Origin of the sequence: Microbacterium sp. Leaf436, assembly GCF_001424715.1 — a bacterium.
GTDB lineage: Bacteria > Actinomycetota > Actinomycetes > Actinomycetales > Microbacteriaceae > Microbacterium.
This window is the reverse complement of the sequence record NZ_LMRB01000001.1, coordinates 46,607-58,331: the sequence shown is the minus strand read 5'-3', so window position 1 is coordinate 58,331 and position 11,725 is coordinate 46,607. Positions and strand designations below refer to the sequence as shown.

Genomic DNA, 11,725 nt, shown 5'->3' with positions numbered 1-11,725 from the left:
GGTCCCGGCATCCGGCGCTCGAACGGCCGTCGCCTGGGCCGAGGCGAGGATGTGCGTGAACATGCCCGCCCACGCGAACATCGCGGCGCACGCGATGGTCTCGAACAGGGCGAGGTTGATCGTCGCCGACACGAACAGCGCGATCGAGATGACCAACCACACCAGGGCGACGCCCGTGCTGATGGCCATGCGCTTGCCGAGGCGGTGGAACAGGACGGGTGAGGTGAGCAGCAGCGCCAGGAAGCCGAGCACCATCGAACCCGCGACCCGGTCGTGCAGGTCTTTGTCGGTGTTGAGAGGAATGCAGCCGACGAGGGCGAGATTCACGCCGATGACATTGAGGCAGAGGAAGGCGATTGTCGCGGCTCCCCGGCGCACCGGTCCGCGACCGAGGCGGCGGACATCGCGGCGCACGCGGAAGGCGAAATACACGACGATCATTCCGCTGACCTTGAGCGTGTTGTTGAAGAATGCGGCCGAAAGGTCGTGGAACGTCCCCAACTGGCTGAAGTGCAGCTGCCACCACAGCGGGTCGCTCGTCGTCGCGATCGACAGCAGCAGGCCGCCCACCAGGACGATCAACGCCGCAGCGCCGACGTGCATCGTGGGCACGGCGTCGAGGCGTCGGACGACTCCGCGCAGGCGCAGGCGCGGGATCGAGGGCGAGGAAGGGACGGCGGATCGGAGCGCGGTGCTCATGGCGGGGGATCTTTCCTCAGGACGGAACGAGCGTCCCCCCACACCGCGGGACCCTCGGCCCCCGTCGGCTCATTCGGGTATCAACCGAGGGAACCGTGGTCCTCGGCCGCCCCCGGCCTTGACGGAAACCGTCACTCGAATGGTAACGTTCGCGGCGCGTTATTGGGAAAGGGGTTGCCTGAGGATATCCCTGATCATCCGCACATTCCGTGTCCCCCAAATGGGGGACAAGGAATGCTCACGAGTGAAAGATGATGCCCCATTCCCGGGTGAGCGAAGCCCCCGGATCGAGGGTGTCGAGGTCGAGTCCCGAGGCGAAGGCGTTCGCCGGGGCGGTCATCGGCTCGATCGCCACGGCGAGGGGCTGGCCGGGGTACCGATCGGTCGTGAACACCTGCGCCCAACGGAATCCGTCGTCCTGCCAGAGTTCCACGGCGCGTCCGTCGGGCGCGGTCAGGGTGTGCCGCGCGCGGCCCTCGGCGTCGCGCTCGAGACCGCGGTAGCCGTTGTCGAGCGAGGCATCGCCCAGGCGTCGGCCCGCTCGCAGGTCGTTCGTCTCGTCTACCGACACCTCGTCGACCGGGATCTTGCGGTCGTCGAGCACGAGCGTGGTCGTGCCGGTGGACTGTACGACGAGATCGGCGGTGTCGACCCCGCCGATCTGCAGGTACGGGTGCACGCCGAGCGCGACCGGGGCGACCGTCGCTCCGACGTTCTCGATGACGTGCGTGACGTGCAGGCCATCGGGCTGCAGCGCGAATGTCACCCGGGTGCGCAGGTGGAACGGGTATCCGGTCTGCGGAACGACGTCGGCGCTGAGCACGAGGCGGTCGGTCGTGTGCTCGATGGGCTGGTACGTGCCGAAGCGCAACAACCCGTGGCTGGCGTTGCCGAGGGCGGGCTCACTGATGGCGAGCTGCCGTTCGACCCCGTCGAAGGTGTACCTGCCGTCGCGGATGCGGTTCGGCCAGGGGACCAGCACGACGCCGGATGCCGCGGGCGTGGGTTCGTCGTCGGCGTAACGCGGAACCAGGTCGACGCCGTCGACCGTGAGCGCTCGCAGCGCCGCGCCCACCTGGGCGATCTCGGCGGACGCGTGGTCGGTGCGCAGGGGGAAGCGGTGTCCGGTGGGGTCGGCGGTCATGACGAGGCCTTTCTCGGGCGGGGCGGGCGCTGCAGCCAGGGGCGCAGCAGGCGGGTGACCCACGGGAGCACCGCGTAGGTCATGACGGGCGTGAGCATGACGGTGGTCGCGAGCACGCGCAGCACCAGGGGAACCTCGGTGAAACCGGGCACGAAGCCCAGCAGCCAAGAGGCCAGCAGGTTGGTGGGGAAGAACCCGACCCAGATCGTCACCGCCTGCTTCCACCGCGGGGGAGCGGACGGGACCGGCTGCTGCACCGGTTGGGTCCCGGCATCCGTCGTCGCCTCCATGATCGAGCCGAACGGGGCGTCGAACCACCCCTCGATCCCGGTGCGTCGCTCCACGCGCTCCTCGCGGGCGAACGGGCGCCCCGAATCGAGCCACCATTGACGCTGCGTCGAGGTGTCCCACTGCTCGAGCGTCGTGATGTCGCGGAACCGGTAGAGCATGTACCAGAGGTCGCTGTCTTCGCCCGCGCGCACCCAGCCCGAGCCGAGGAAGCCGGGGAACGCGGTCGCGAGGTCGGTGCCGGCCTGCATCCAGGAGGTCGCTTCGGCGGTGCGCGTCGGGTCGATGCGCCGCTCGATCGCCACCGTGATGGGGTGGGCGTCGGTGTCTGCCATGGGTCCATCTTCGTCCACGCCGGGCGTTCACCGACGGCGGGGGAGGCATGTCCCCCTTCGTGCGGTTCTGAGGCGTCGAACCCGCACGAAGGGGGACATGAGCGCGGGTGGGGGAGGGGGTGTCCCACTTGGTGCGATCGACGGGCCGCGAACCTGCACGGATGGGGACATGGATGCCATTCCCAGCCGCGACCGGTAACTTCGGTGAGTCGGCTCTGGACACCGCGCGTGATGCGCGGATGGGTTTGTAGTCCAAGGGGCCGATGGAGAGCACGCGATCGCGTCCTCCCATCACTAGTGAATGGCCCCCGGCCGACGGATGTCCGGGTTTCGCACCGCTGCGCGCGGTGCCGCTGTCTCGCGCGAAACAGAACCCAGAAGGACATCGTCATGCCCAAGAACAAGAAGCCCGCCGGCGGCCGCCCCGCCAAGAACTTCGAGCCGCGCTACGGTGCGCAGACCTCGTTCCAGGACCGCAAGCGCCGCCCCGAGGGCGCCGCGTCCGCGAAGCCCGGCAGCAAGAGCCCGAGCCACCGCGGTTACCGTCCCGAGGCCGAGGCCGCCCCCGACAAGCGTCGCTGGAGCGCACAGGACCGCGTCGGTCGCGACGAGTCGCGCGGCATCCGCAGCTCCGCCCGCGATGACCGCTCCGGCCGCACCGACCGCCCGGCGCGTTCGTTCGACGATCGCCCCGCGCGTTCGTTCGACGACCGCCCCCGCCGCGACTTCGGCGACCGCCCGGCCCGCTCGTTCGACGACCGCTCCGGTCGTCCCGCTCGCGACGACCGCGCCCCCCGCGTGGATCGCGTCGACCGCGACAGCCGCCGCGCCACCGGCGACGGTCGCCCGTCGTTCCGCGACGCTCGCCCGCGTCGTGACGCCGGCGAGCGTCCGGCCCGTTCGTTCGACGAGCGTCCCCGCCGCGACTTCGGTGACCGTCCGGCCCGCGACGACCGCCCCGCCCGTTCGTTCGACGACCGCCCGCGTCGTGACTTCGGCGATCGTCCGGCCCGTTCGTTCGACGAGCGTCCCCGCCGCGACTTCTCGGACCGTCCCGCCCGCGACGAGCGTCCCCGCCGCGATGCCGGCGAGCGTCCCGCCCGGTCGTTCGACCGCCGCGACGAGCGCCCGGCCCGTTCGTCGGACGACCGTCCCGCTCGTTCGTTCGACCGCAGCGACCGTCCCGCACGCTCGTTCGACCGCACTGATCGTCCGGCGCGTTCGTTCGATCGCAGCGATCGTCCGGCCCGTTCGTTCGACCGTAACGACCGCCCCGCGCGCTCGTTCGACCGTAACGACCGCCCCGTGCGCTCGTTCGACCGTAACGACCGCCCCGCTCGTTCGACCGACGACCGTCCCGCCCGGTCGTTCGACCGCAACGAGCGTCCGGCTCGTTCGTTCGACGAGCGCCCGGCCCGTTCGTTCGGTGACCGCCCCGCCCGCGACGAGCGTCCCCGCCGCACCGATGGCCCGAACCGCGCGGACTGGAACGCCACCCCGAAGCGCTCGGCCGAGCACGAGCAGCGCGTCGACGTCGTGCACGAGCGCCTGCAGGCGCAGGCCGTGGACGTCGCGACCGAGACCGGTGTCGGCTTCGCCGAGCTCGGCTTCGGCGACAACATCGTCCGTGCCCTCGCCAGCCTCGGCGCGGCCACGCCGTTCCCCATCCAGGCGGCGACGGTGAAGCCCATCCTCGACGGCCGTGACGTGCTCGCGCGCGGTCGCACCGGCTCGGGCAAGACCATCGCGTTCGGTGCCCCCATGGTCGAGAGCGTCCTGCGTTCGCAGGCGGGCGAGAAGCGTCAGTTCGCTCGCGCGCCCAAGGCCCTCATCCTCGCCCCCACGCGCGAGCTCGCCCTGCAGATCGACCGCACGGTGCAGGTCATCGCCCGCAGCGTCGGCCTGTTCACCACGCAGATCTACGGCGGCGTGCCCCAGGCCCGCCAGGTGGGTGCGCTGAAGAAGGGCGTCGACATCATCATCGGCACCCCCGGCCGCATCGAAGACCTGCTCAACCAGGGCAAGCTCGACCTGTCGCAGGTGCAGGTGGCCGTGCTGGACGAGGGCGACCACATGTGCGAGCTCGGTTTCCTCGAGCCGGTGCAGCGCATCCTGCGCGCCACCGCGAAGGGCAGCCAGAAGCTGCTGTTCTCGGCCACGCTCGACCGTGAGGTCGCCGCCCTCGTCGACGAGTTCCTCGTCGACCCGGCCGTGTACGAGGTCGCCGGTGAGGACCAGGACTCGGGCACCATCGAGCACCGCGTGCTCGTGATCGACCACCGCGACAAGGCCGAGATCCTCGGTTCGCTCGTCGACCGCCCGGGCAAGACCCTCGTCTTCGCGCGTACCCGCGCATACGCCGAGACGCTCGCCGCGCAGTTCGACGACGCCGGTATCGCCGCGGTCGCGCTGCACGGTGACCTCAACCAGCAGAAGCGCACGCGCAACCTCGAGAAGCTCACCTCGGGTCGCGTCAACGTGCTCGTCGCCACCGACGTCGCCGCCCGCGGCATCCACGTCGACGACATCGACCTGGTGATCCAGGCCGACGCCCCCGACGAGTACAAGACGTACCTGCACCGTTCGGGCCGCACCGGCCGCGCCGGTCGCAGCGGCACCGTGGTGACGCTCATCACGCGGCAGCGTCAGCGCCGCATGACCGAGCTGCTCGACCGCGCCGAGATCCAGGCGCCGTTCGAGCCGGCGCAGCTCGGCGACGACCTGATCGAAGAGATCTCGGGCCGCCAGCTCGCGGACGTCACCTCGTAATCCGCCTCGATCGAGACCCCCGTCGCGTCCGCGACGGGGGTCTCGTGCGTTCAGAAGAGCCGCGGCTCGCTGGCCGGGGCGACGCGGGGGCGAATGGATGCCGAGGGCCCGGTGCCGCGGACCGGACCGAGGCTGCTCGTCGGCGTCGCGCGGGCGGCGAGGCCCGGCTGCGGTCGCCCGCGAGGGTGCTCGTCTTCGTCCCACCCGTCGAGCCGGTGCAGGCGCAGCAGAGGGCGCATGCGCGCGCCGAGCCAGGTGCGGTAGGCCTTGGGCGCTTGGGCGGAGACGCCCGGGTAGAGACCGCGGTACGACGACACCAGGTGCGGTTGCTCGCGCCCCAGCCATTCGAGGAACCACTGCTTCGCGCCCGGACGCAGGTGCAGCGCGCCGTAGACGACGCGAGCCGCGCCGGCGGCGCGGATGCGCGCGAGGGCGTCGTCGAGCACGGCGAGCGAGTCGGTCAGGTGCGGCAGGATCGGCATGAGGAAGACCGTGACGCGGAAGCCGGCGGCGGTGGCGGCGCGGACCGTGTCGAGGCGGGCGTCGGCGCTGGGGGTGCCCGGCTCGATCGCGTTCTGCAGGGTGTCGTCGAAGACGGCGATCGACATCGCCAACGAGACCTTCACCTGCGTGGCGGCGTCGGCGAGCAGGGGGAGGTCGCGGCGCAGGAGCGTGCCCTTGGTGAGGATCGAGAAGGGCGTGCCGTTGTCGGTGAGCGCGCCGACGATGTCGGGCATGAGGCGGTATCGCCCCTCGGCGCGCTGGTAGGGGTCGGTGTTCGTGCCGAGCATGACGGGCTCGCGCGCCCACGATCCCCGACGCACCTCCGTGCGCAGCACGTCGGCGACGTTGACCTTGACGACGATCTGGGAGTCGAAGTCGGCGCCGTAGTCGAGGTCGAGGTACTCGTGCGTCTTGCGGGCGAAGCAGTACGAGCACGCGTGCGTGCAGCCCCGGTACGGGTTCACGGTCCAGTCGAACGGCATGGCCGACATGCCGGGCACGCGATTCAGGGCGCTCTTGCACTGCACCTCGTGGAACGTCATTCCGGCGAACTCCGGGGTCGTCACCGATCGGACGAGACCGTCGATGCGCTCCATGCCCGGGAGCGCCGACGGGTCGTCGACGCCCAGCTGCTGCCCCTGCCATCTCATCGCCATAGTCGAACACATGTTCGATTTTCTTGCAACCGCCACGCCGCGCATCTCGCCTGCACGAACGAGCGTCGTCGCGGTACGGTGATCGCGACGCCGACCACCGGCGAGACACGGAGGCGCCCATGGAGTCGGTCTCGCGAGTACGCGGTCAGCACCTGCTCCATGCGTCGATCGGTCGCTTGGAGCCCTGGCATCCGGCGTTGGTCGTGCGTCGTCCGGCGCTGTCGGGATGGTCGTGGTTGGCACTCATGGCGGCGCTGCTGCTGGTGTGCGACCTCGTGGACGCCCCGGAGGGGGTCGCGCTCGTCGTGTCGCTCAGCGCGGCAGCGCCCAGCCTCGGCGCGACCCTCATCGTGCTCTCGCAGACGCCGCGCACCCACCTCGATCACGAGGAGTCGATCCTCGGACACTTCTTCGCGCGCTTCTTCGCCGTGCTCGGGGCTCTGGTGCTGTGGGTCGGGTCGGTGGTGCTCGGCGCCGCGGTCGCCGTGCAGCTCGCCGAAGACACCGGCAGCAACCCCGATCAGGCGTGGTTCGAGGCGTTCGAGATCATCGGCGGGGTAGTGCCGCTGATCATCGCGATGCTCTGGGCGGTGCTCGTGCTGCGCTGCGTGGGATACATCGCGCGGCTGCGGGGGTGGGCCGCCGTCCCCGACCGGCACCGCATCCCCGATCACTTCTTCGCCGAGCACCCTCGCACACGTCGCGTCCTGATCGGGTTCGCCCACCCGCTGCTGCTGCTGGTCGCGGGTGCGGTGAGCATCGTGCTGGGCTTCCTGGCGGCCGGTGAGCTGAGCCTCGTGACCGATATCTGACTGCTCGCCGTTCCCGTCGGCCCGAGTCTGCCCGACCGCACATTCACCGCGCGAACGTGCGGCCGACTCGACCCGTGCCCCCGTCCAGGGGAGAATGGGTCGAGTCATGTCGCACGATCCCGAGATCTCGCCCCGCCGCGCCGCGCGCGCGGAGGCCGAACGACTCGCGACGGCGGCCCTCACGCTCCCGCCCGCCGCGGCCGAGCCCGTGCCCCCGATCCCCGCCGCCGAGCGGCCCGCCACCGACACGGCGGCCCTCGCCACCCGACGCCGGCTGCGCGAGGCCGCGACCGCTGCGCCGACGACGGCCTCGATCCCGGTCCTCCGCCGCCGTCGCCTTGTCGCCGTGGGCGGGGCCGTCACCCTGGTGGCCGCCCTCGCCCTCGCGATCGGTGCGGCGACCGCGGGATCCCCCGGTGGCGCCGCGGCCGACACCGACGCTCCGCCCGTCGCTTCCGTCGTCGCCGGGCCTCCCACGGTGCCCGACGAGGGTCTGCCGGTCGTGCAGCAGGCCGCCGTCGCCGCCACCTCGACGCCCTGCGACGACGCGGCGTTCACCTCGGCCCTGGCCGCGGGTGACGACGCCGGCGCGATCGCGGCCGCCGGGGGCGGGAGCGCCTTCCGCGCAGCGGTGGCATCCGGGATCGCGCCCTGCGTGTCGCTGTCGGACCCGAACCGCGAGTGGATGGTCGTCAACAAGCAGCGCGCGTACGATCCGGTCGACTACCGCCCGGGCGACCTCGTGATGCCCGACAGTGTGCGCGCGCTCGAGGAGTCGGCGCTGCGCGCGCCCGCGGCCGGGGCCCTGACCCAGCTCGTGCGTGCGGCCTCCGACGCCGGTGCCGGCGAGATCGGCTACCTGAGCGCTTTCCGCTCGTACAGCACGCAGCAGTCGACGTACGCCGGCCGCGTGGCCGTGGGTGGTGTCGAAGCCGCCGACCGCGAGAGCGCCCGCGCCGGGTACAGCGAGCACCAGTCGGGCCTGGCCGTCGACATCGTGCCGTGCAACGGCTCGTGCGCGACGCTCGACGACGTCGCCGCCTCGCCCCAGGGCGCGTGGGTGCGCGATCACGCGTGGGAGTACGGCTTCATCACCCGCTACGTCGAGGGCAGCGAGGGCATCAGCGGATACGAGCCCGAGGCGTGGCACCTGCGTTACATCGGCCCCGAGTTGGCCCGCGCGTACCACGAGGGCGGTTACGCCACCCTCGAGGAGTTCTTCGGCCTTTCCGGGGCGCCCTCGTACTGAACGTCAGCGGACGACCTCGCGTTGCGCCTGTGGGGCGTCGGATGGGGCCTTTGGCTCGTCGCGTCCGACGGCGAGCGAGGCCGCGGTCCGGCCGTACGCGACGCCGCGCGCCGGCCGGATCGTCCCCCGGCGGGGTCGTCCTCAGGTGGCGCTCGTCCGCGGGCGGCGGCGGGCAAGGCGCGCGACTCCCGCGCGGCGCAGAGCATCGGCGACGGCGATACCGATCGCCATCCCGGCAGCGGATGCCACGAGCGTCAGCAGGTAGAAGAGCACGACGGTGAGGGGCGCGAACGTGTCGAGTCCGAAAGACGCCCAGGCGAGGGTCGGGTAGACGGCTGCCACCACGACGGCTCCGGCGAAGAACTGCCACCGGTGGAAGAACCGGTACAGCACGACGAGGAACGGCAGCTCGACGAAGAAGGCCCACCAGAGGTTGGTCGCGACGCTGCCCCACCCGTAACCCGAGAGCGGCGCGGCCACGAGGCCCGAGATGAGCCCGACCAGCAGCGCGGAACCGGGGCGTTCGAGCAGACGCATCGCGACGGCCGCGGGCACCAGCCACAGCCCGGCGAGTGCCACCGCCGCGAACGGCGCGGCGGCGAACAGCACCGTCGACACCCAGTTGGCGGCGGTCAGCATGATGCCGCCGGCGACGCCGATGGCGGCACAGGTGAGCAGGAAGACGGTCGAGATGCGCGACATGGATGCTCCGGATCGGGTCAGGCGGACAGACGGGGAACGACGAAGAGGGCGGCCGAGATGGCCCAGAACGCCAGGGTGAAGACGGTGTCGCGCCGGCGCCAGGGCACGCGGTGGCGCTCGGTGCGGTCGGGGTGGGCGCCGAACGCCCGCGCATCCATCGCGAGGGCGACACGTTCGGCGTGCCGGATGGCCCCGGCCAGAAGGGGCACGACGTATCCGATCCCGCGCGCGGGGGCCGCGAGCACGCCGCCCCGCGTTCCCCGCACGCGGTGCGCCTGGCGGATCACGTCGAGCTCGTGACCGAAGCGCGGCACGAAGCGGATCGCCGCGAGAGCCGCGTAGCCGATGCGGTAGGGCACGCGCAGGTTCTGCACCAATGCCCGCACCAGGTCGGGGCCGGAGGTGGTCAGTCCGCCGACGAAGGCGAGCGTCATGATCGCGGCCAGCCGCAGCGCGGTCGACAGACCCGTGGACACCGCCCCGTCGGTGAGGGTCCACTCGCCCACGCGGATCAGCGCGGTGGTGGACTCCACCCGTGCGGGGTCGACCCAGAGCGAGAAGCCCAGTCCGATCACCATGATCGAGAGGGGCACCACTCCGGCGAGGAGGGCGACGAGACGCCGGGTGAGACGCGTTCCGGTCAGGAGCAGGACGTAGGCGAGGCAGAGGAACGCGATCGGAGTGGTCAGGTCGCGCACGAAGACCAGCGCGATCATGGCGGGGGCCGGGCCCGCGATCTTGGCGAGCGGGTTGAGACCCCCCAGCCACCGCGTGCCGCGCCGGCCGCGGGTGACGGCGGTCGTGGCGGTGCGTGTCGGTGCCGTGGTGGGGGCGGTCATGCCGACCCGCCCGGAAGGTCGCGCAGTCGCAGGAGAGATGTGAGCTCGGGATGCCGCTGCAGACCGGCGAAGGCGCGCCGCAGCGCGGGGGTGCTGAGGCCCGCGCGTCCGACGACGTCCTCGTCGTCGAAGACATCGCCGACCGGTCCGTCGGCGGCGATCCGGCCGTCGTCGACGACGATCACGCGGTCGGCGTGCTCGGCGACCACCTGCATGTCGTGGGTCACGACGATGATGGTCGTGCCGTTGTCGCGCAGGTCGTCGAGCAGGCGCAGCAGTTCCTCGGCGCGGGCGCGGTCCTGGCCGAACGTCGGTTCGTCGAGCACGAGCAGCCGGGCGCCGCCGACGAGCGCGGTTCCCACCGACAGCCGCCGCTTCTGACCGCCCGACAGCAGGAAGGGGTGCATCGCGGCCTTGTCGGCGAGGCCGAACCGCTGCAGCAGCGCCTCGGTGCGCGCGCGGACCTCGTCGTCGGAGAGCCGCTGTCGGCGCAGGCCGTGGGCGATCTCGTCGAACACGGTCGTCGCGATGAACTGGTGCTCGGGGTTCTGGAACACGAAACCCACGTGACGCGAAAGCGTGCGCGGATCGGTGCGGCGAACGTCGAGCCCCGCGATCCGCACGGTTCCGCGCGGTGGGCGCAGCACCCCGGCCAGGGCCTGCACGAGGGTCGTCTTCCCCGCGCCGTTGGCGCCGACGACGGCGACGAACTCGCCCGCGCCGACGGACAGGTCGACGCCGTGGAGCACGCGCGTGCGTCCGCGCGAGATCGTCAGCCCCTTTACCTGCACGAGGGGGTCGCCGATGCCTCGTCGCGGGGGCGGGGGAGCCGGTGCCGTCGCGGGCGGGGCGATCGTCTCGAGCGCCCGTCGCAACTCGCGAGGGGTCAGCGGCAAGGGGGCGATGTCGTATCCCGCCCGTCGCAGGCGCAGGGCCGCGAGGGTGGCCGTGGGCAGCCACACCCCGAGCGCGTGCAACTGCTCCGCGCGGTCGCGCAGCACGTCGTCGACGCCGCCGTCGGCGACCACCCGGCCCGTGGCATCCAGGGCGACGACGCGGTCGACCAGACCCATCGCGGCATCGAGGTTGTGCTCGACGAGCACGATCGCCCGGTCACCCTCGGCGACGACGTCGCGCAGCGCCGCGTATACGTCGTCGACGCCGCGAGGGTCGAGGTTGGCGGTCGGCTCGTCGAGCACGAGCAGGGGCGAGCCCATCGCCAGCGCGCAGGCGATGGCCAGACGCTGACGTCCGCCGCCGGAGAGCACGTCGGGGGCGTCGTGGCGACGCTCCCACAGGCCCACGCGGCGCAGGGCCTCTTCGGTGCGGGCGAGCACGACCTCGACGGGGAGCCGCAGGTTCTCGGGTCCGAACGCCACCTCGTCGAGAACGGTGCCCGTCACGAGCTGTGCATCGGGGTCTTGGAAGACCATGGCCACGGTGGTCGCGAGCTCGGCGACGGGCGTGGTCGCGGCATCCTTCCCCCCGACGCTCACCGTGCCCTCCACCGTGGCGGGCACGGCGTGCGGGATGAGGCCGTTCATGGCGAGCGCCGCCGTGGACTTCCCCGATCCGCTCGGACCGAGCAGCAGCACCACGTCTCCGGGGTGCACGTCCAGACGAAGCGCGGAGGGGGTGGGCGTCGCGGCGTCGAGGTGGGTGATGGCCACGTCGCGCATGCGCAGCAGAGCCCCGGTGTCGGCGCGGGTGGGCGCGGTATCGGGGTGG

At 71.9% G+C, this 11,725-nt stretch carries 9 protein-coding genes and 1 pseudogene; 3 read left to right on the top strand and 7 right to left on the bottom strand.

The window, feature by feature from the left end; translation table 11 throughout:
• Positions 1–66: 66 nt before the first annotated feature.
• The 3 genes and pseudogenes from ASG45_RS16740 to ASG45_RS00230 all read right to left on the bottom strand — a co-directional run.
• Positions 67–603, bottom strand: a pseudogene (locus ASG45_RS16740) (DUF998 domain-containing protein); the annotation flags it as partial.
• Positions 604–937: 334 nt separating this feature from the next.
• Complete coding sequence (locus ASG45_RS00235; RefSeq protein WP_055831896.1) at positions 938–1,843, bottom strand: aldose 1-epimerase family protein; 906 nt, start codon at positions 1,841–1,843, stop codon at positions 938–940.
• Positions 1,840–2,466 (bottom strand): antibiotic biosynthesis monooxygenase, encoded by a 627-nt coding sequence (locus ASG45_RS00230; RefSeq protein ID WP_055831892.1) that lies wholly within the window; start codon positions 2,464–2,466, stop codon positions 1,840–1,842. The genes ASG45_RS00235 and ASG45_RS00230 overlap by 4 nt, the downstream gene beginning before the upstream one ends.
• Positions 2,467–2,856: 390 nt before the next feature.
• Here ASG45_RS00230 and ASG45_RS00225 point away from each other — a divergent pair, with 390 nt between their 5' ends.
• Entirely contained in the window at positions 2,857–5,235 is a 2,379-nt protein-coding gene (locus ASG45_RS00225) for a DEAD/DEAH box helicase (protein WP_055831890.1), read from the top strand.
• 50 nt (positions 5,236–5,285) lie between these two features.
• On the opposite strand, the gene ASG45_RS00220 is transcribed toward ASG45_RS00225, so the two are convergent.
• The gene (locus tag ASG45_RS00220) at positions 5,286–6,389 is read right to left on the bottom strand and encodes an Rv2578c family radical SAM protein (RefSeq protein ID WP_055833071.1); all 1,104 of its coding nucleotides are present in this window, start codon (positions 6,387–6,389) and stop codon (positions 5,286–5,288) included.
• A gap of 125 nt (positions 6,390–6,514) precedes the next feature.
• Between ASG45_RS00220 and ASG45_RS00215 the strand changes: the two genes are divergently transcribed.
• A complete protein-coding gene (locus ASG45_RS00215) occupies positions 6,515–7,207 on the top strand; it encodes a hypothetical protein (protein ID WP_055831888.1) in 693 nt (230 codons plus the stop codon).
• Positions 7,208–7,313: 106 nt separating this feature from the next.
• Positions 7,314–8,456: a M15 family metallopeptidase gene (locus ASG45_RS00210; protein ID WP_055831887.1), complete on the top strand. Its 1,143-nt coding sequence runs from the start codon at positions 7,314–7,316 to the stop codon at positions 8,454–8,456.
• A gap of 141 nt (positions 8,457–8,597) precedes the next feature.
• On the opposite strand, the gene ASG45_RS00205 is transcribed toward ASG45_RS00210, so the two are convergent.
• The 3 genes from ASG45_RS00205 to ASG45_RS00195 are packed head-to-tail and all read right to left on the bottom strand — an operon-like array spanning position 8,598 to position 11,676.
• The gene (locus ASG45_RS00205; protein WP_055831885.1) at positions 8,598–9,158 is read right to left on the bottom strand and encodes an ECF transporter S component; all 561 of its coding nucleotides are present in this window, start codon (positions 9,156–9,158) and stop codon (positions 8,598–8,600) included.
• 17 nt (positions 9,159–9,175) lie between these two features.
• On the bottom strand, positions 9,176–9,997 hold the full coding sequence (locus ASG45_RS00200; protein ID WP_055831883.1) for an energy-coupling factor transporter transmembrane component T family protein: 822 nt from the start codon (positions 9,995–9,997) through the stop codon (positions 9,176–9,178).
• Positions 9,994–11,676 (bottom strand): ABC transporter ATP-binding protein, encoded by a 1,683-nt coding sequence (locus ASG45_RS00195; RefSeq protein ID WP_082516444.1) that lies wholly within the window; start codon positions 11,674–11,676, stop codon positions 9,994–9,996. Before ASG45_RS00195 ends, ASG45_RS00200 begins: the two co-directional genes overlap by 4 nt.
• Positions 11,677–11,725 lie beyond the last annotated feature (49 nt).